Genomic DNA, 18,163 nt, shown 5'->3' with positions numbered 1-18,163 from the left:
AAATGAGGATGGCACATATTTTTCATAAGGTAGACCAATCATCTGGGGAGATTTTTGGCGATCGCCGACTCAATAATCCCGTTAATTTCCCCCCTAGATGCCGCTAAAATAAGCTTGATTTAATCGGTCGAGCCTATGCCGGATTTAGCCATCCCCATCCTCAACGTCCAACATTTGACCCGGCGCTTCGGAGGCCTGGTGGCGGTGCATGATGTGTCTTTTCAGGTGGCCCCAGGGGAAATTTTCGGCTTGATTGGGCCAAATGGGGCGGGCAAAACAACTTTTTTTAATCTGTTGACCGGGATGATTCCCCCTTCCCAAGGAAACATTCTGTACCAAGGCCGCAAGATTCACGGTCTGGCTCCCCACCAAATTGCCGCCTCTGGTATTGCGCGGACGTTTCAGAATCTGCGCTTGTTTGGAAATTTGTCGGCCCTCGAAAATGTGGCGATCGCCCGCCATCTGCACCAAAAAAACAATATTTTTGAAGGAATTTTAGGTTTACCCAAAGCGAAAAAAGCTGAGCAAGAAACCTACGACCGGGCGAAGGAATTGCTAGATTTGGTGGGCTTAACCGGAAAATACCGTCAACAGGCAAAAAATTTTTCCTATGGTGATCAACGGCGTTTAGAAATTGCCCGCGCCTTGGCCCTAGAACCCCAGCTTTTACTCCTCGATGAACCCGCTGCCGGGATGAACCCCAACGAAAAAGGCGCTTTGAGTGATTTAATTCGACAAATTCGGGCGCAATTTGACCTGACGATTCTGTTGATTGAGCATCATATTCCCCTGGTGATGGGACTGTGCGATCGCCTGGCGGTGTTGGATTTTGGCGAACTGATTGCCCTCGGTTTGCCAGAGGATGTAAAGGCAGATCCAGCGGTGATTGAAGCGTATTTGGGAGATGAGTAAATGTTGGAACTCATTGATGTCTCAGTCAATTATGGTGGTATCGAAGCCCTGAAAAATATCCACTTAACGGTCAATGCCGGGGAAATTGTCACCCTGATCGGCGCGAATGGGGCAGGAAAAACCACCACTCTCAAGGCCATTTCGCGGCTGGTCAATCTCCGCCAAGGCCGAATTCTGTATCATGGCACTGAGATCACCAAAAGTGCCCCCCATGCCGTTGTCAGGGCTGGCATTGCCCATAGTCCAGAGGGAAGACGAATTTTAGCGCGGCAAACAGTTTTAACGAATTTGGAATTGGGGGCCTACACGCGCCAGGATCGGTTAGGGATTAAGGCGGATCTCGAAAAACAATTTGCCATTTTCCCGCGCCTCGCAGAACGAAAAAATCAAATTGCGGGCACCCTCAGCGGTGGGGAACAACAAATGTTGGCGATCGCCAGGGCGGTGATGGGGCGGCCAAAACTTTTACTCCTTGATGAACCGAGTCTTGGTTTAGCGCCCCAAATTGTGAAAGAAATTTTTCAGGTAATTCAACAACTCCACGCCGATGGCACCACGATTCTTTTAGTCGAACAAAATGCGAGTCTGGCCCTCGAATGTAGCGATCGCGCCTATGTTTTAGAAGCGGGTTACCTTAAAATTAGCGGCAATGCCCGGGATCTACTCAGCGATGAACGGGTTAAAGCGGCCTATCTGGGCTAGGTGCTCACTTCTTCCCTGCGGTACCCATTGTGAAAGCTGTTCGTTTTGTTCCCCTGCGCCCTAAGGTTTGGCAGAAGGTCATTCGTCTCTTTTTGGCCACGGCGATCGCCTTGATCTTGATGCGAAATGCGTTGCCTTTGATCAGACAGATTAGCTTTTTTGGCCTGTACCAAGTCGCCACCCCAGAGAAAGTTGTTGCTTTGACCTATGATGACGGCCCGGCACCGCCCTATACCGAAGCGATTTTAGAGATTCTCGACGACTACCAAGCGAAAGCCACCTTCTATGTGGTGGGACAAAATATCGAAATTTATCCAGACACCGTCCGCAAAACCATCGCCGCTGGCCATGAACTGAGTAACCATTCCTACGAACACAAATACATGGCCTTCCGTTCCTGGGACTACATCACCAACGAAGTGGACAAAACGGATCAACTGCTGCGGAATTTGGGGGTCACGGGCCAGATCGATTTTCGGCCGCCCTGGGGCCGTCGTTGTTTCCTGCTTCCCCTTTATCTCCATCAGCAACAGAAACGCCTCGTGATTTGGGATGTGGATTCTTTTGATTGGGAAATTGAGGCTAGTCCTGTGGACATTGCGGCACGGGTCATTGGGGCTGTACAACCCGGATCGATTGTTTTGATGCACGATGGCGGCGGCGATCGCCAACGCACCGTAGAAGCGACAGATTTGATTTTGAGTCAGTTGACCGAAGCCGGCTATCGCTTTGTGACCGTGGCCGAACTCTTTGAATTGTCCTAAAAAATTAAGCCGATTGCACCGAATCTATTTCCCCCTGCAAAGGACAAACGCAAGTCTCTTGTTCCAACCATTGGGAGCCAACTTGGTGGAGGGCGGTCATTACAGGCTGAATTTCCCGCCCCTTTGCTGTTAACGAATATTCCACCCGGGGGGGAATCTCTGCGTAAATGCGCCGTTCCACCAGGCCATGGGTTTCTAGTTCTCGCAGGCGCACCATTAACGTTTTGGTACTGATTCCCGGTAAAGCCTTGAGCAGTTCATTGGTGCGGCGATCGCCTGTAAAAAGCTCCCGCAACACTAAAATTGACCATTTATTTCCCAACAAATCCACTACAAATTGGATCGGACATTGGAAATTAACATCATTACAAGGGTTGGGGTCAGTCATTGGCCAAACATACTTCATTGCTAAAACTTTAACATTTCTTCAATGTCCCCGGAATCCTAACAAAGGCAACATTTTTTTACCCCAGGTAACTATAGGCTAGCCGGAGAAACCCTCTTGAAACTTCAGGATAATTCCGAAAAGATGAATCCCAGAAAGATTTAAAAAACACCTTTTAATCAGCCTATGGTTACGCTCACTGACCAGCCGAGTCCAGAACTTCTCAGACCAGGGGTTAAAAAACCAGTTCAAGAAACCCTCCTAACACCCCGCTTTTACACTACAGATTTTGACAAAATTGCCAACATGGTGCTCTCTTCCCACGAAGAAGAAATTTTGGCTGCCCTCGAAGAATTGCGGGCCGATTATAACCGCAACCATTTCATCCGTGACGAAAGTTTTGAGCAATCTTGGGATCATTTCGACGAGAAAACCCGCAGTATTTTCATTGACTTTTTAGAACGTTCTTGTACTTCTGAGTTTTCTGGCTTTCTTTTATTTAAAGAACTGTCCCGTCGCCTCCGCGATCGCAGTCCGATTTTGGCCGAAGCGTTTCACCTGCTGGCCCGGGACGAGGCACGCCATGCGGGCTTTATCAACAAATCAATGGTGGATTTTGGTCTCTGTTTAGACCTGAAATATCTCACCCAAAAACGAACCTATACCTTCTTTCCGCCGGAGTGGGTGATTTATACCGTTTACTTATCGGAAAAGATTGGCTATTGGCGCTATATCCTCGTGTATCGTCACCTGGAGAAACACCCAGAGCACAATATTTATCCGCTGTTTAAGTATTTTGAAAGCTGGTGCCAAGATGAAAACCGCCATGGAGACTTTTTTAAAGCCCTATTGCGATCGCAAAAATCCCTCTGGAAAACTTGGCAATCTCGCTTGTGGTCGCGCTTTTTCCTCCTGACGGTATTTGTCACCCATTCCCTGACAACCCTGGAACGGTCTGATTTTTACGAGATGATTGGCCTTGATGCCCACCAATACAATCGGGACGTGATTCGCAACACCAACGAAACGTCTCTACGGGCTTTCCCGGAAGTGCTCGACACAAACCATCCCCAGTTTTTCACCCGCCTAGAAGCCTGCGCCGCCGCCAATGAACACCTAAAGGCGATCGCCACCAACGGGAAACCGAAAGTAATTCAGTTTTTCCAAAAAATCCCCTGGATCACCAACATCGTTTGGAATATGGCTTTGATCTTCTTCACCAAGCCTGTGGATGCCGAAGCCCTACGGGCCGAGGTTCACTAAAAATTCCCCTCAGCATTTTTCCGCTTATTTACCCCATGGAGTAGCCATGACGACCCTATCCCAACGCCTCCGCTTTGGTACCCAAACCTCCCATACCCTCTCAGAAAATACGGCCTTTATGAAGTGCTTTTTGAAGGGCATTGTGGAGCGGCAACCCCTCCGGAAATTGATGGCCAATTTGTATGCGGTCTATTACACCCTGGAGACGGCTTTTGAACAGTACAAAGACCACGAAATTCTAGGGGAAATCTATTTCCCGGAGTTGAACCGAGTGCCCCATCTGGAAGAGGATCTGGCCTTTTATTACGGTGAGCATTGGCACAGGCAACTGGAACTACTCCCGGCGGGTAAAGTCTACCAAGCGCGCTTACAAGAACTGGCCGCCACTGATCCGCTGCTCCTGATTGCCCATGCCTATGTGCGCTATATGGGGGATCTGTCTGGGGGTCAGAGTTTAAAGAATATTATCCGCTCAGCCTTAGCGTTACCCGATGGCCAGGGCACCAGATTTTATGAATTTGACTCTTGGCCGACCCCAGGCGATCGCCGCAATTTCAAGTTGCAATATCGAGACGCGCTGGATCGGTTGAATTTAGACGAAGTAACGATCCAAAAGATTATCAACGAAGCCAATTATGCCTTTGCCCTCAACCGGGATGTGATGCACGAGTTGGAGCCGGACGTAAAGGCGGCCATCGGCGAACATACCTTTGATTTGTTAACTCGCCAAGACCGCCCGGGCAGTACCGAAAACCGCGATCGCCAGCCCGATGATCCGGCCCTTATCGCGTCTTCCTAGAACCAGTTTTAATCCTCTATTCCTACGAGTTTCCCTGAGCACTTTTAAGTGTCGTTTGAAAGCATTATTTCTCACTGAGATTAGGAGTGCTAGGGGATTTTTTTTGAAAAATCAACTTTAATTAATCTCTTTTTCCGATGAATTTAGCCAGTCAAAATGTCCGCTTTAATGGGCCGCTCCTCCAAAAATACAATCAAGCGGTTCCCCGCTATACCAGTTACCCCCCCGCAACGGAATTAACCCCTGATTTTGAGGGGGCTCTTTTCCGCCAGGCGATCGCCATGGGGAACTATAAAAAAACGCCCCTTTCTCTCTATTGCCACATTCCTTTTTGTGAAAAGCCCTGCTATTTCTGTGGCTGCAATACAATCATTACCCAGTACAAACCGGCGGCGGCTACCTATCTGGACTACCTGATTCGTCACATTCAACAGGTGGCCCCTCTCGTCCAAGGCGATCGCCTGGTGCAACAACTCCACTGGGGTGGCGGCACGCCCAATTATTTAAACTTGGAGCAAGTGACGCGCCTGTGGCAAACTCTCCAGGACAATTTTCAATTTGCGCCCGATGCGGAGATTTCCATCGAGATCAACCCCTGCGAGGTGAGTCGCGAGTATATTTTTGCCCTGCGTCAACTGGGTTTTAAGCGGATCAGCTTCGGCATCCAGGATTTTAATCCCCAGGTGCAAGCGGCGGTAAATCGCATCCAACCGGAGGAAAAACTCTTTGAGGTGATGGCTTGGATTCGGGAAGCAGGTTTTGAAAGCGTCAATGTGGATTTGATCTACGGCCTGCCCTACCAAACCCTGGCGACGTTTACGGAAACTGTCCAGAAAACGATCCAACTGAACCCCGACCGCATCGCCGTCTTTAGCTTTGCCTATGTGCCCTGGCTAAAACCTCTGCAAAAACGGATGCCCGAAGCAGCGATGCCCCCCACCGCCGAAAAACTGGAAATCCTCAAGATGACCATCGCCAACCTCACCTACCACGGTTATGTATTCATTGGGATGGATCACTTTGCGAAGCCCAACGATGAATTGGCGATCGCCCAACAGGCCGGGGAACTGCACCGGAATTTCCAAGGCTACACCACGAAGCCGGAATCCGACCTTTTAGGGTTTGGCATGACTTCGATCAGTATGCTCCAGGATGTGTATGTCCAAAATCACAAACGCTTGAAAGATTTTTACGCAGCCATTGATCAACGGGTTCTCCCTATCGAAAAGGGTGTCCAGCTCACCCAGGATGATCTAATTCGTCGCACTGTGATCATGGAATTAATGTGCCAGTTTCGCCTGTCGGCCCCGGCGCTGGAGAACAAATATCACCTGGGCTTTGATTTGGACTTTAACGACTATTTCCAAGCCGAATTGGGTGCTTTAAATGATTTGGAAGCCGACGGGTTGATTCACCGTTCCGGGGATGGCTTCCAGGTGACGCCCAGCGGTCGCTTGTTGATTCGCAATATTGCGGCGGTGTTTGATACCTACCTACAACACAAAACCGAGAAAACTTTCTCCAAGGCGATTTAGCGATCGCCACCGTTTCCCCTGGGGCGGATCATCAACCGGGTTCGCCCCATTGTCTTGTTCTATTGTTTGAGAATTCATGACCCAATCTGTGCAACAACTCCCCCAAAAACCAACCCTAGACTGGGTTGCCGTGTTCTTTTTTGGCGCGGTTCATCTCCTGGCCCTTGGTTTGGCCCCCTTCTTTTTTTCTTGGTCGGCGATCGCCGTTTGTCTGTTTCTCCACTGGCTCTTTGGCAGCATTGGCATTTGTTTGGGCTACCATCGCCTCTTGAGCCACCGCAGTTTCAAAGTCCCGCAATGGCTGGAATATACCTTGGCGTTTATCGGTGCCCTGGCTCTCCAGGGTGGCCCTATTTTTTGGGTGGCGGGCCACCGGCTGCACCATGCCCACACGGAAGATGAAGTTAAAGACCCCTATTCCGCAAAACGGGGTTTTTGGTGGAGCCATATGCTCTGGATTTTCTACCCCGATCAACAATTTTTTGATGCTGACCAATACAGCCGCTATGCCCAGGATCTCGCGAAACAGCCCTTTTACCGTTGGCTAAACCGCAATTTCCTACTGCTACAAATTCCCTTGGCGATCGCCCTTTATCTCCTCGGCGGTTGGTCTTGGGTCGTGTATGGCATGCTAGTGCGGGCGGTGTTGCTATGGCATAGCACCTGGTTTATCAACTCTGTCACCCATGTGTGGGGCTACCGCAGTCACGCAAGCGACGACAATTCCCGTAATCTCTGGTGGGCGGCAATTCTCACCTATGGCGAAGGCTGGCATAACAACCACCATGCCTATCCTAATGTGGCGAAAGCCGGTTGGCGCTGGTGGGAAGTCGATGTTACCTGGTGGGCCATCTGGCTCCTACAACGGCTTGGTCTCGCCACGAAAGTTATTTTGCCGCCAGCCGCCGTCACAGAATAAATTTGCGTTTGATCATTACCGCCAATTCAAAAAAATAACCCCCCATTTTCCGTTTGGCATGGGGGATTTTTGTAGCAATATCAATGGTGGTTAGCCTAGCGAATCCCAAGCAATTCCACATCAAAGATCAAAGTGGCATTGGGGGGGATCACACCACCAGCACCACGGGAACCATAGCCCAGTTCCGCGGGAATAATCAGCGTGCGCTTACCACCAGGCTTCATGGTAATGACACCTTCGTCCCAACCTTTAATCACTTGCCCAACACCGATCACAAAAGAAAAGGGTTCATTGCGCTTGACGGAGCTGTCAAACACGTCGCCGTTTGTCAGTTTGCCAGTGTAATGAACCGTCACCATTTCCCCTTCCATGGGGGATGCCCCTTCACCGACAACTTCATCGATGTACTGGAGGCCGGATTCGGTTGTGACTGCTTTTGATAAATCAATATCCATATCTTTGAGTTCCTCGGTGGGATTGGCGGCAATTTGTACCACTGGACTGGTCGAGTCGAGTTCAGCGGCGATCGCCGTTTGACTGGCCCCATTAAAGACCGCAGACAAGATTAACATAACCCCACAGATAACGATGACTCCAAAACTAAGCCAAATTTCTCGCATGGATGTTCATTCACTCCCAGATTTACAAACAGTGTGCATTGCTTTCCTATCTTACCGGGCCTATCGCCACTGCTTATTTTCCAGTTCGCGCACCTGTCGCTCTAAACGATCAATGCGACCGCGCAGTTCATCCATTTCTGACTGACGAGGCACCCCAAGATCCCGCAAAATATTCCGCACCTGCCGCTCGAAATAAGCCTCTGCATTGCCCTGTTCGAGTTTGAGTTGGTTCATCATGTCATCGAGCATTGTTTTGGCCTGCTCTGGGTTGATCGTCCCTTCTTTTACCCACTGGTCACTGGCTTCTTTGACTTTTTCGGCGACGATCGAGGTGGTCCCAATCCCAATCATCAGCATTTGTTGCAGGAAGTTGTTGTTGTCCATGGTGTAGTCTGTCTCGTCTTCAGTATGGGTTTCCCTAAATGGTTTCAACCTTAAGCTAGAATAGCTTAGCGAATTTGAACCTAGTTATATTCTAATGATGCCTGCTTCTTCTGAGTCCCCCCGGATTGCCACCGTTGCCCGGGTGACGGGTGAAACCAATGTGAAAGTAACGGTCAATCTGGATGGAACTGGCAAGTGTGAGGTGAATACTGGGGTGCCATTCCTCGATCACATGCTGCATCAGCTTTGTTCCCATGGTCTATTGGATCTGCACATCCAGGCCCAAGGGGATTACGAGATTGACGACCACCACACCAACGAGGATGTGGGCATTACCCTGGGGATGGCGATCGCCAAAGCCATTGGTGAGCGCAAAGGGATTCAGCGGTTTGGTCATTTTGTCGCGCCCCTCGATGAAGCCCTAGTACAGGTCGCCTTAGATTTTTCTGGTCGGCCCCACCTCAGCTATGGTTTAGAAATCCCCACGGAACGGGTCGGCACCTACGATACCCAATTGGTACGGGAATTTTTTGTGGCGATCGTCAACCATGCCCAAATGACGATCCACGTGCGCCAACTAGACGGTATTAATTCCCACCACATCATTGAAGCGACCTTTAAAGCCTTTGCCCGGGCGATGCGTATGGCCCTAGAAATTGACCCCCGTCGGGCGGCAACGATCCCTAGTTCTAAAGGGGTTCTTTAGGGTCTTTCTAAAAATTTTTATGCCCAACATTTGCAAGCAAATTTTCACAGCTAAAGTGTATTGGGGCATTGCTTCGCTCCTCCCCCCTTGCGGAAAGGTTAAGGTACACTTTTCTGAAGAATTGGCTCATTTAATCACTAATGCTCACGGAAAACCCACCCACCTCTAGTCCGAAAGCTACCCGTCGTCTTTGGCTTGCGGCGATTAAACCCCCCATTTATACGGTGGCGGTGACCCCTGTGATCGTGACAACGGCAGCGGCCTATGGGGAATTTGGGGTGTTTAACCCGGTGCGGTTTGGGCTTTTCCTGGGGGCGGCAATTTGCTTAATTGCTTGGATGAACCTGAGTAATGATGTGTTCGACGCGGACACGGGCATTGATGTCAATAAAGCGACTTCGGTGGTCAATCTCACGGGCGATCGCCCATTGGTTTTTGGCATTGCCCTCGGTTTTTTGGGTCTGGGAATCACCGGAATTGTCCTAATCAGCTACCTCCAGCAGGATTGGATGGTGTTTAATTTGTTGCTCCTGGCAACGGCGATCGCCTATACCTACCAGGGGCCACCGTTTCGGTTGGGTTATCTCGGCATTGGCGAGTTTGTCTGTTTTCTCGCCTATTGGATTACGGGGCTGGGAGTCTTTTATAGCCAAGCCCAAACCCTCACGCTCAATGCGGTCTGGGCCTCGGCTTGGGTTGCTTTGACGACGAGTATTATTTTGTTTTGCTCCCATTTTCATCAGGCCGAAGATGACCTAGCCGCCGGGAAAAAATCACCCATTGTCCGCCTCGGCACCTACCAAGGGGCGCAGGTATTGACCTACAGTTTGGGAACCGTTTTAGTTTTGACCTGCCTATTAGTGGCTGTCGGCACCTGGTCACCCTGGATGCTCCTCACATTTGCCAGTGCCCCCTTTGCCCTGAGTCTGATCAACCATGTCCGCCTGAACCATGACCAACCTGACAAGGTGAGTAACTGCAAATTTTTTGCGGTCAAGTTTCACTTTGCCAGCGGTCTATTGTTGGCGATCGCCTATGTTTTGTCCTATTACAACCTCGAATTTCTCAGCGTTACAGGCTTGGGTTATTAGCGATAGTTCGTAAACTGAATCGGCATCGGGAAATCTAAATCCCGCACCGCCTGCATTACTGCCTGGAGGTCATCCTTTGACTTGCTCGAAATGCGGACAGCATCCCCTTGGATCGAAGCCTGCACCTTTTTAAAATCTGTTTTGACCATCTTGGTGATTTTCTTCGCATCATCCTTAGAAATGCCCTGGCGCAGGGTGATCACTTGGCGCACACGGCCACCACTGGCGGATTCTGCCTCACCATAATCAAAAAGTTTCGGTGACAGATTCCGTTTAACGGCCTTGGTGACCAGGATAGTTTGCACTGCATCGAGGGTAAAATCGCTGGCAGTATTGATCGTGATGGTGTTTTCTCCCAGCTCAATGGTGGTCTTGGTATCCTTGAGGTCATAGCGCGTGTTGATGTCCCGGAGAGCTTGATCAATGGTATTGACCACTTCCTGACGATCAAAATCACTCACCACATCAAAGGAATTTGTAGAAGCCATAGAGATACTTAGCTGAATTCAACAGATGAAAATTTCAAGGTTCACATTGGCCTGTAAACGTTGTGCGAGGCCCTGGGGATTTTCCTAGAGGCTTTGGACGGCGATCGCACTCAAGGCAAAAAGCGTAATGTTGGCGATATTCCCCACGGCAAACATCATCGAACGCAATACTGGAATGTTGAGGATATAAAACAACGGGTAGAGGGTTCTCGCCACCAAAAAGGCGATCGCCGCAATCTTTGCCCAGGGAGAATCCACCCCCGTTACCAACGCAGACAAACAAGCAACGCCATAAACCGCCAACGCTTCAAAAGCATTCTGGTGCGCCCAATTGGCCCGCTGCGCATAATCTGGCAATAGATCTACCGTTGCCCTAGGCCGCCGAAACATCTCCAGGCGATCGCTCATTTGACCAGCCAGTTTAACCCGCGCATAGCCCACCACCCCATAGGGCAGATAAACCAGAAATACCGCGCCGATCAACGAATAAATAAGGACAGCAGAAACAGACAGATTCATGGATTAATCCTAAACAACTGGGCAAATGGGTAGCACAAAAAAATTAATCGAAATAGAAGAGGGTGACAAGTTTTCGCTGTTCTTCTGCTTCTTGGCAGGTTTGCAGGAGCGTATCGCTGTCATGGAACGCAAAACAAATAAGCTGTTGGCAGCGGGAGATAATTTCACTGTTACACAGGCTGCTGGCTTCTCCCAGAGAAAGTTCATCATTCTCAGGATGCTCTACCAGATGCACGACCTTTTCGAGTTCCACACGGGATTCACGGGGTTGTTTTTCGAGGCTCTGGGGCAGAATTACAGTTAAAAGGCTCGAATCAGCCCGCATTACACCCTTAATCGCCGCTGAGTTTGTCCCCGTTGCGCCGGAGGTGATAATTCGATTTCCCCCTAGGGCTAGGGCATAGCTCATCATTTCGATCAGGTGCTGGTGGGTAATCGGGACATGCCGAGAACCGAGAAGAGCAATGCGCTTAGAGCCAGTTTGTTGAATGGCAGCTAGCTCCTGTGCCAGGGTGTCAAGGGTCGGAATATCTAAAGATTGACTCAAAGATCGTAAGGGGACTCGATAGCCTGAATAATCGATGCCATTTTAATCAAACATCCCTGATAAAGCAATCCTTCTGTTTTTCTTTGCCGAGATGCTTGCATATTCTTAAATGCTAGTGCTACATTTATATACTGTTTGCAACCCGGACGTATAGCTCAGTTGGTTAGAGTACATCGTTGACATCGATGGGGTCACTGGTTCGAATCCAGTTACGTCCATACACAAGAAATAACCCCTAGCCGTTTCCCGGCTGGATGATGGCGAGTTCGGGTCGGGAAATGCCCTGTCTCGTTTTTCTAGCCCATTAGCGCTATGATTTTACGGCACCTAGGGGGCGATCGCCGATCGCCTATGGTCTTTCCCGGTGATTGAGCCGCTGTCTGGCCGATACTGATTCAACCGGAGGAGCTGTGCCCATTGACCTGAGGTTGTGAAAATGGGACTGGTAATTCTCATTCTCAATGCTCTAAATACTGGGGCAGAAATACCGGGATTGACAACATTAGGCTATATTTCTGCATAACAAAATTAGAAAACTCCTTTATTATTCCTTAAGGTCAGGCTCCACAAACTGTTGCGTCCCCTTAGCTTTTGATTTACTGCTTTATGACGTTTCTCCAGCATTCTATCCAGGCACAAGCATCGTTGCTCGATATCCTCAATGAGCGGGCACGCAGCCAACCCAATGCCCAAGCCTATGTTTTTTTAGAAAATGGAGAAACTGAATCTGGTCACCTTACTTACCAAGAATTAGCAACTCAGGCAAAGGCGATCGCCTCCCATCTGACCCCCTGGCGTGGGGAACGGGCATTGTTGCTGTATCCGTCTGGATTGGCGTTTATCACAGCATTTTTGGGGTGTCTTTATGCCGGGGTGATTGCGGTGCCTGTCTATCCGCCGAAGCGCAACCAAAAGTTATCGCGCCTGTTGGCGATCGCCGATAATGCCCAGGCCAAACTTGCCCTGACCACCGAGGCCTTGTTAGGAGATATTCAACAAAGATTTGCCCAAGCAGAGCCGTTTCAGGATCTAACCTTTTTGGCGACGGATATTTTAAAACAAGCTCCCCAAGGCTTCAAGCCCCAGGCAATTCAGGGGAATGATCTAGCATTTCTGCAATACACTTCTGGCTCCACGGGGACACCCAAGGGCGTGATGGTTTCCCACCGGAACATCCTCCACAACCAGCGACTGATTCAAACTGCCTTTGGTCATAGTGAAAAGAGTATCGGGGTCGGTTGGCTGCCCCTTTTCCATGATATGGGTCTCATTGGCCATGTGCTCCAGCCGCTTTACGTGGGCTTTCCCAGTATTTTGATGCCTCCGGTGGCGTTTTTGACTAATCCTCGTCGCTGGCTCCAGGCGATCGCCAAGTATCAGGCTACGACCAGCGGTGGGCCAAATTTTGCCTATGATCTATGTGTTGATCGCCTGACGGACAGTGATCTAGCCGATCTGGATTTAAGCAGTTGGAATCTTGCTTACAGCGGTGCGGAACCAGTGCGGGCAGCGACCCTCGAAAAATTCAATCAAAAATTTGCCCCCTGTGGTTTCCGGCCAGAGGCCTTTTACCCCTGCTATGGCATGGCGGAGGCGACCCTATTCATTACGGGGGGTGATAAGCAACAAGCCCCGATCACCACCAGTTCGTCCGAAGAGTCAGACAATTTATTTGTTAGCTGTGGCCAACCCTACCATGACACCCAGGTGGCGATCGTTGATCCGGAATCTTTTGCCCCTTGTCCTGAAGGGACGACTGGGGAAGTGTGGGTGCGGGGGGACAGTGTCGCCCAGGGCTATTGGAATGCCCCCATTGCCACCCAAGAAACCTTTACGGCAACTCTCAATCACCATCAAAAATCTTTCCTGCGCACTGGTGATCTTGGTTTTATCGCCGCAGGAGAACTGTTCATTACCGGTCGCCTCAAGGATTTAATTATCGTCCGGGGAAAAAATCACTATCCCCACGACATCGAGCTTACGGCCCAACAGTCCCATCCAGCTCTCCGGGAAAATTGCGGGGCAGCCTTCACGGTAGAAATTGACGGTACAGAACGCCTAATGCTGGTGCAAGAGGTAAAACGAACCTTTCTCCGAAATCTGGATGTCGAGGCGATCGCCCAAAAAATCCGTCAGGCGATCGCCGCAAACCATGAACTACAAACCTATGGCATCATCCTGATTAAAACCGGTAGCATCCCAAAAACGTCCAGCGGTAAAATCCAACGACACCGTTGCCGTCAGGCGTTTCTGGCCGATGAGTTGATGGTTGTGGGCCGCAGCGTCCTGGGTGAAGTAGATCATGCTTCCGCCCAAAGTTTTAATCCTCCCCAGAAACAACCACCCTCCCAGCCGACCACTGACTTAATTAAACCCCTCCGCGAACAATTGGCCCAAGCCCTCTCGCTGCCCCTTGATACTATCCAAGACGATCAGCCCATCGCCGCTTTGGGCCTAGATTCCGTGCAAGTTATTGAAATCAAGCATTACATCGAGCAAAAATTCGATTTAATAGTGCCCCTTGAAAAATTTTTTGAGGATCTTACCGTTGCCCAACTCGCCCAAGATATCCTAGCCCTAGCTAATCTTCCCCAAGAATCCCAACATCACCAAAACGGACATCTCCCCCAAGCGACTCAGCTAGAAGCAGAGGGCATCGATCTCGACCAACGGTTGCGCCTCGCTTATAAACCAAGCCGCAATGTCCTCGATAAAGCCAGGGAGTTTAACCTGCCGGATCAATTGCGAGCCAATGATCTACTGCCCTATTTCCGAGCCCTTGAACGCAATGAAGGGGCCACCTGTATTTTTGAAGGGCGACAACTAATTATGTTGGGCTCCAATAATTATCTGGGGCTGACTGCCGATGTCCGAGTACGAGAAGCCACTGCCAAGGCCGCTCTAGAAGAAGGGCCGAGTTTAACGGGATCACGATTGCTCAATGGTTCGACCCGCCAACACCGAGAATTTGAGCGAAAACTTGCCGCCTTCGTCGGTCATGAGGATGCTTTAGTCTTTACCACGGGATATCAGGCGAATTTAGGCTTTATTTCCGCCTTGATGAACGAAAATACAACGATGATCCTCGACAGTGAGGCCCATGCTTGCATTTACGATGGGGCGTTTATGAGTCGCTGCCGGGTAGTTCAATACCAGCACAATGACCTACAAGATTTAGAACAAAAATTGATCCAGGTGACAACGGACTCGGCAACAATGGTCACGATTGATGGTCTGTATTCAATGACGGGGGATATTGCTCCCCTACCAGAAATTCGGCAATTATGCGATCGCCATGGGGCTACCCTCGCAGTAGATGATGCCCATGCTCTGGGTGTTTTGGGAAAAACGGGCCGGGGGACGGAGGAGCATTTCGGGATGATCGGCAGCAGTGATATTCTCTGTGGGACTTTTTCCAAGAGTTTAGCTTCCATTGGCGGTTGGGTCGCCGCCGAAGCAAAGGTGATTGATTGGATTCGTTTTAACGGGCGGTCAATGTTATTTTCTGCTTCTATTCCGCCTACTTCCCTGGCTGCGGCTGCCACGGCCTTGGATATTTTGATTGCCGAGCCCTGGCGGGTGCAAAAGCTCCATGAAAATGCCCAATATTGGCAACGAGGGTTACAGTCCCTTGGCTTTACTGTGGGTACCGCCCAAACGCCGATTATTACGGTATACATTGGCGATGATTTTAAATGTATGCAATTCTGTAAGGCGCTGCTAGAAGCGGGAGTTTATGTGAATGCAGCGGTGTATCCGGCGGTGCCTCGTAATAAAGCCGCCCTCCGCACCAGTGTGATGGCGACCCACACCCAGGAACATTTAGACAAAGCCCTCGCAATTTTTGCGGAAGTCGGTCAGCAATTTCTGGCTGAAATCGAGGCTGAATAGATGCGACACGCAATTATTACGGGGGGATCGAGTGGGATTGGTTTGGCGATCGCCTGTCAGTTAGCTCAACAGGGGAATGTCAATCTTTCAATCATTGCCCGCAGTCCCACTAAACTCCAGGTAGCGCAAACTCGGATTCAAGAAGCTTTTACCGATGTCCAGCAGCAATGTTTAACCCTCAAGGCAGATGTGGCCCAACGTAGCAATATTGAACAGGTGATCGCCACAGCCATTGAAAAATTTGGAGCGCCGGATTTATTAATCACCTCAGCGGGCATGGCTCACCCCGGTTATTTTCAGGAACTGCCCCTGGAGATTTTTGAACAAACCATGACGGTAAATTATTTCGGCACGTTGTATGCGATTCGCGCTGCTCTCCCAGCAATGCAGACCCAAAACCAGGGCCAAATTGTGATGATTTCTTCTGGAGCGGGTCTAGTGGGTTTGTTTGGCTATACCCCCTACAGTCCGAGTAAATTTGCCCTGCGGGGTCTGGCGGAATCTCTCCGGGGAGAATTAAAGCCCCAGGGGATTCAGGTGGCGATCGCCTATCCGCCCGATACCGATACCCCCCAACTGGCCGCCGAAAATTTGACAAAACCGCCGGAAACCAAGTTAATTACAGAGACCGCCCAAATGTGGACAGCAGAACGGGTTGCCGCCACCATTCTCCGGGGTCTTCAGCGACAAAAATTCGTTATTACCCCTGGCTTGGAAATGCAACTACTTTATCGCCTCCATAGCCTGCTGGCCCCCGTCCTGCAATGGTATTTTGATCGACTGGTGGCCCGCGCCCGCCAACACTAAATCTTTATCCCTTTCCTTTACCCTGACCCCATGGGATCGCCCACCATGACCCATTCTGCGAAAACCATTGTTGATCTGCTTCGTCACCGCGCTGACAGCACCCCCGACCGCACCGCCTATCACTTTATTTCAGGCGAAGATAACCTCACAACCCTGACCTATGCCCAACTAGAGCACCAGGTAAAGGCGATCGCCGCCCATTTGCAAACCTTTATCGAACCGGGCAATCGCATTTTGTTAGTGTTCCCCTACTCGGCGGGCCTCGAATTTGTTGCTAGTTTTTACGCTTGTCTCTACGCCGGGGCGATCGCCGTCACCATTAACCCCAGTCGCAGTGATGATGCCCTCGAAAAGCTCATGGAACGGGTAGAAGATTGTCAGGCCAAGGGAATCCTCACAACCCGCGCCCTCATTGACTATTTCCAAAAGAAACTCACTAAAGCCCCCCGCCAGGCCGCTGGTCTTGTGCGCAAATTTAGCCAAGTCAAAGTAATTGCGATGGATGAAATTCCCGCAGATCTCGCAGCAGACTGGCAAGCCCCCAACATTACCGACGACACCCTCGCCTTTTTGCAATACACCTCCGGCTCCACAGGGAAACCCAAAGGCGTGATGGTCACCCATGGTAATGTGCTCCATAACTCCGCCGTGATCTACAAATCCTTTAGCCACAGTCCCGAAACCCGGATGGCCAGTTGGCTCCCCATGTTTCACGATATGGGCTTGATCGGCGGTGTTCTCCAGCCCTTCTACGGCAACTTTGAGGCCTTTCTGATGTCTCCCATCGAGCTAGTACAAAAGCCTGTCCGGTGGCTAGAGATCATCTCCCAGCACCGCATCACCACCAGCGGTGGCCCGAACTTTGCCTATGATTTGGTTGCTCGCCAAGTCACCCCAGAACAACTCAAAACCCTCGATCTCAACTCTTGGGATGTGGCCTATAGTGGCGCTGAAACTGTCCGGGCCAGTACCCTCGAAAAGTTTGCCCAGACCTTCGCCCCTTGCGGGTTTCGTCGCGAAGCCTTTTATCCTTGCTATGGCATGGCCGAAGCGACTCTGTTCATCAGTGGCGGCTCCAAGGAAAAAGCGCCAGTGGTGCAATATATGGCCCCCGAAGCCCTCGAACAAAACCAAGCGATCATCAGTACCGATGGCAGTCGGGGCATTGTCAGTTGTGGCTGGACATGGCTTGACGACGAGGTGATTATCGTTGACCCGGAAACCAAAACCAAACTTCCCGAAGGCCAAGTGGGCGAAATTTGGGCCGCAGGTAAAGGGATTGGTAAAGGCTACTGGGAACGGCCAGAAATCACAAAAGAAACCTTCCAAGCCTATGTGGATAACCAAGGCCCCTATCTCCGTACGGGGGATCTCGGCTTTTTAAAAGATGGCGAACTCTTTATTACCGGACGTACGAAGGACGTAATGATTCTTTGGGGCCGTTACCGTTATCCCCAGGATATTGAGCTGACTGTGGAGCAATGTCACCCAGCTCTGCGTCCCTGTGCGGGGGCGGCTTTTTCCGTGGAGGCCGCCGATGAAGAACGACTGGTGGTGGTTCAAGAATTGGAACGGAGCTATGTCCGTAACTTTGATCTAGAGGAAATTGTTGGGGCAGTTCGCCAGGCTGTTTACGAGGAACACACAGTGGAAGTTTACGGTATTGTCCTCTTGCGAACGGGCAGTATCCCCAAGACCTCCAGCGGCAAGATTCAACGGCAAGCCTGTCGTCAGCAATATCTGGCAGGTACCCTCAACGGTTTGGGGGAATGGCAGTTGGCGATCGCTGATAGTGATGTCACGGCCCTGGCCAATAGCCTCTAAAGGGTGG

General features: G+C 50.5%; 19 protein-coding genes and 1 tRNA gene. 13 read left to right on the top strand and 7 right to left on the bottom strand.

Going from position 1 to position 18,163, the window contains the following annotated elements; genetic code table 11:
* The first annotated feature begins 135 nt into the window (after window positions 1-135).
* Genes AWQ23_RS10010 through AWQ23_RS10000 form a run of 3 tightly spaced genes read left to right on the top strand, consistent with a single transcriptional unit; the run spans window position 136 to window position 2,378 of the window.
* Window positions 136-912 carry an ABC transporter ATP-binding protein gene (locus tag AWQ23_RS10010; protein WP_030007864.1) on the top strand — a complete coding sequence of 259 codons (777 nt, stop codon included), beginning with the start codon at window positions 136-138 and terminating at the stop codon, window positions 910-912.
* Window positions 913-1,614 (top strand): ABC transporter ATP-binding protein, encoded by a 702-nt coding sequence (locus AWQ23_RS10005; protein WP_062435005.1) that lies wholly within the window; start codon window positions 913-915, stop codon window positions 1,612-1,614.
* 29 nt (window positions 1,615-1,643) lie between these two features.
* Window positions 1,644-2,378, top strand: coding sequence for a polysaccharide deacetylase family protein (locus AWQ23_RS10000; protein ID WP_062435002.1), 735 nt, complete (start codon window positions 1,644-1,646; stop codon window positions 2,376-2,378).
* Window positions 2,379-2,382: 4 nt separating this feature from the next.
* Here the strand turns inward: AWQ23_RS10000 and AWQ23_RS09995 are convergent, their stop codons facing one another.
* Window positions 2,383-2,784 carry a helix-turn-helix domain-containing protein gene (locus tag AWQ23_RS09995; protein WP_062434987.1) on the bottom strand — a complete coding sequence of 134 codons (402 nt, stop codon included), beginning with the start codon at window positions 2,782-2,784 and terminating at the stop codon, window positions 2,383-2,385.
* Window positions 2,785-2,949: 165 nt separating this feature from the next.
* On the opposite strand from AWQ23_RS09995, the gene acsF reads away from it, so the two are divergent.
* The 4 genes from acsF to AWQ23_RS09975 all read left to right on the top strand — a co-directional run bounded on the left by acsF (window position 2,950) and on the right by AWQ23_RS09975 (window position 7,279).
* Window positions 2,950-4,026, top strand: a complete 1,077-nt coding sequence (acsF, locus tag AWQ23_RS09990; protein ID WP_030007860.1) for a magnesium-protoporphyrin IX monomethyl ester (oxidative) cyclase — start codon at window positions 2,950-2,952, stop codon at window positions 4,024-4,026.
* A gap of 46 nt (window positions 4,027-4,072) precedes the next feature.
* Entirely contained in the window at window positions 4,073-4,825 is a 753-nt protein-coding gene (locus AWQ23_RS09985; RefSeq protein ID WP_062434984.1) for a heme oxygenase (biliverdin-producing), read from the top strand.
* A gap of 137 nt (window positions 4,826-4,962) precedes the next feature.
* On the top strand, window positions 4,963-6,360 hold the full coding sequence (gene hemN / locus AWQ23_RS09980) for an oxygen-independent coproporphyrinogen III oxidase (RefSeq protein ID WP_062434981.1): 1,398 nt from the start codon (window positions 4,963-4,965) through the stop codon (window positions 6,358-6,360).
* 76 nt (window positions 6,361-6,436) lie between these two features.
* Window positions 6,437-7,279 carry a fatty acid desaturase gene (locus AWQ23_RS09975; protein WP_062434962.1) on the top strand — a complete coding sequence of 281 codons (843 nt, stop codon included), beginning with the start codon at window positions 6,437-6,439 and terminating at the stop codon, window positions 7,277-7,279.
* Between the two features lie 95 nt (window positions 7,280-7,374).
* Here the strand turns inward: AWQ23_RS09975 and AWQ23_RS09970 are convergent, their stop codons facing one another.
* Both AWQ23_RS09970 and AWQ23_RS09965 read right to left on the bottom strand, forming a co-directional pair.
* Complete coding sequence (locus AWQ23_RS09970) at window positions 7,375-7,899, bottom strand: FKBP-type peptidyl-prolyl cis-trans isomerase (RefSeq protein ID WP_030007856.1); 525 nt, start codon at window positions 7,897-7,899, stop codon at window positions 7,375-7,377.
* Between the two features lie 60 nt (window positions 7,900-7,959).
* Window positions 7,960-8,283: a phasin family protein gene (locus AWQ23_RS09965; protein WP_012307595.1), complete on the bottom strand. Its 324-nt coding sequence runs from the start codon at window positions 8,281-8,283 to the stop codon at window positions 7,960-7,962.
* A gap of 94 nt (window positions 8,284-8,377) precedes the next feature.
* Between AWQ23_RS09965 and hisB the strand changes: the two genes are divergently transcribed.
* On the top strand, window positions 8,378-8,989 hold the full coding sequence (gene hisB, locus AWQ23_RS09960; protein WP_062434959.1) for an imidazoleglycerol-phosphate dehydratase HisB: 612 nt from the start codon (window positions 8,378-8,380) through the stop codon (window positions 8,987-8,989).
* 140 nt (window positions 8,990-9,129) lie between these two features.
* Entirely contained in the window at window positions 9,130-10,080 is a 951-nt protein-coding gene (menA, locus tag AWQ23_RS09955) for a 2-carboxy-1,4-naphthoquinone phytyltransferase (RefSeq protein ID WP_062434955.1), read from the top strand.
* Here the strand turns inward: menA and AWQ23_RS09950 are convergent.
* The 3 genes from AWQ23_RS09950 to AWQ23_RS09940 form a co-directional block, all read right to left on the bottom strand.
* Window positions 10,077-10,568 (bottom strand): YajQ family cyclic di-GMP-binding protein, encoded by a 492-nt coding sequence (locus AWQ23_RS09950; RefSeq protein WP_012307592.1) that lies wholly within the window; start codon window positions 10,566-10,568, stop codon window positions 10,077-10,079. The genes menA and AWQ23_RS09950 overlap by 4 nt on opposite strands.
* An 84-nt stretch (window positions 10,569-10,652) precedes the next feature.
* Window positions 10,653-11,087: an MAPEG family protein gene (locus AWQ23_RS09945; protein WP_012307591.1), complete on the bottom strand. Its 435-nt coding sequence runs from the start codon at window positions 11,085-11,087 to the stop codon at window positions 10,653-10,655.
* Between the two features lie 43 nt (window positions 11,088-11,130).
* On the bottom strand, window positions 11,131-11,634 hold the full coding sequence (locus AWQ23_RS09940; protein ID WP_012307590.1) for a hypothetical protein: 504 nt from the start codon (window positions 11,632-11,634) through the stop codon (window positions 11,131-11,133).
* A 144-nt stretch (window positions 11,635-11,778) separates the two neighbouring features.
* Here AWQ23_RS09940 and AWQ23_RS09935 point away from each other — a divergent pair.
* A tRNA-Val gene (locus tag AWQ23_RS09935) sits at window positions 11,779-11,852 on the top strand.
* Between the two features lie 109 nt (window positions 11,853-11,961).
* Here the strand turns inward: AWQ23_RS09935 and AWQ23_RS16450 are convergent.
* Window positions 11,962-12,090 carry a hypothetical protein gene (locus AWQ23_RS16450; protein ID WP_255355990.1) on the bottom strand — a complete coding sequence of 43 codons (129 nt, stop codon included), beginning with the start codon at window positions 12,088-12,090 and terminating at the stop codon, window positions 11,962-11,964.
* A gap of 150 nt (window positions 12,091-12,240) precedes the next feature.
* Here AWQ23_RS16450 and AWQ23_RS09930 point away from each other — a divergent pair, with 150 nt between their 5' ends.
* The 3 genes from AWQ23_RS09930 to AWQ23_RS09920 are packed head-to-tail and all read left to right on the top strand — an operon-like array spanning window position 12,241 to window position 18,156.
* Window positions 12,241-15,525 (top strand): aminotransferase class I/II-fold pyridoxal phosphate-dependent enzyme, encoded by a 3,285-nt coding sequence (locus tag AWQ23_RS09930; protein WP_062434953.1) that lies wholly within the window; start codon window positions 12,241-12,243, stop codon window positions 15,523-15,525.
* On the top strand, window positions 15,526-16,332 hold the full coding sequence (locus tag AWQ23_RS09925; protein ID WP_062434950.1) for an SDR family oxidoreductase: 807 nt from the start codon (window positions 15,526-15,528) through the stop codon (window positions 16,330-16,332).
* Window positions 16,333-16,377: 45 nt separating this feature from the next.
* Window positions 16,378-18,156, top strand: coding sequence for a fatty acyl-AMP ligase (locus AWQ23_RS09920; protein WP_083500706.1), 1,779 nt, complete (start codon window positions 16,378-16,380; stop codon window positions 18,154-18,156).
* Window positions 18,157-18,163: the final 7 nt, after the last annotated feature.

It is taken from the genome of Picosynechococcus sp. PCC 73109, assembly GCF_001521855.1.
Lineage (GTDB): Bacteria > Cyanobacteriota > Cyanobacteriia > Cyanobacteriales > MRBY01 > MRBY01.
This window is presented reverse-complemented; position numbering and strand designations above follow the sequence as displayed.

Excerpts from the sequence above, each read along its gene's own strand:
- AWQ23_RS10010 (WP_030007864.1), top strand. The coding sequence starts at position 136 with ATGCCGGATTTAGCCATCCCCATCCTCAACGTCCAACATTTGACCCGG.
- AWQ23_RS10005 (WP_062435005.1), top strand. The coding sequence starts at position 913 with ATGTTGGAACTCATTGATGTCTCAGTCAATTATGGTGGTATCGAAGCC.
- AWQ23_RS09995 (WP_062434987.1), bottom strand. The coding sequence starts at position 2,784 with ATGAAGTATGTTTGGCCAATGACTGACCCCAACCCTTGTAATGATGTT.
- acsF (WP_030007860.1), top strand. The coding sequence starts at position 2,950 with ATGGTTACGCTCACTGACCAGCCGAGTCCAGAACTTCTCAGACCAGGG.
- AWQ23_RS09985 (WP_062434984.1), top strand. The coding sequence starts at position 4,073 with ATGACGACCCTATCCCAACGCCTCCGCTTTGGTACCCAAACCTCCCAT.
- hemN (WP_062434981.1), top strand. The coding sequence starts at position 4,963 with ATGAATTTAGCCAGTCAAAATGTCCGCTTTAATGGGCCGCTCCTCCAA.
- AWQ23_RS09975 (WP_062434962.1), top strand. The coding sequence starts at position 6,437 with ATGACCCAATCTGTGCAACAACTCCCCCAAAAACCAACCCTAGACTGG.
- AWQ23_RS09970 (WP_030007856.1), bottom strand. The coding sequence starts at position 7,899 with ATGCGAGAAATTTGGCTTAGTTTTGGAGTCATCGTTATCTGTGGGGTT.
- AWQ23_RS09965 (WP_012307595.1), bottom strand. The coding sequence starts at position 8,283 with ATGGACAACAACAACTTCCTGCAACAAATGCTGATGATTGGGATTGGG.
- hisB (WP_062434959.1), top strand. The coding sequence starts at position 8,378 with ATGATGCCTGCTTCTTCTGAGTCCCCCCGGATTGCCACCGTTGCCCGG.
- menA (WP_062434955.1), top strand. The coding sequence starts at position 9,130 with ATGCTCACGGAAAACCCACCCACCTCTAGTCCGAAAGCTACCCGTCGT.
- AWQ23_RS09950 (WP_012307592.1), bottom strand. The coding sequence starts at position 10,568 with ATGGCTTCTACAAATTCCTTTGATGTGGTGAGTGATTTTGATCGTCAG.
- AWQ23_RS09945 (WP_012307591.1), bottom strand. The coding sequence starts at position 11,087 with ATGAATCTGTCTGTTTCTGCTGTCCTTATTTATTCGTTGATCGGCGCG.
- AWQ23_RS16450 (WP_255355990.1), bottom strand. The coding sequence starts at position 12,090 with ATGAGAATTACCAGTCCCATTTTCACAACCTCAGGTCAATGGGCACAG.
- AWQ23_RS09930 (WP_062434953.1), top strand. The coding sequence starts at position 12,241 with ATGACGTTTCTCCAGCATTCTATCCAGGCACAAGCATCGTTGCTCGAT.
- AWQ23_RS09925 (WP_062434950.1), top strand. The coding sequence starts at position 15,526 with ATGCGACACGCAATTATTACGGGGGGATCGAGTGGGATTGGTTTGGCG.
- AWQ23_RS09920 (WP_083500706.1), top strand. The coding sequence starts at position 16,378 with ATGACCCATTCTGCGAAAACCATTGTTGATCTGCTTCGTCACCGCGCT.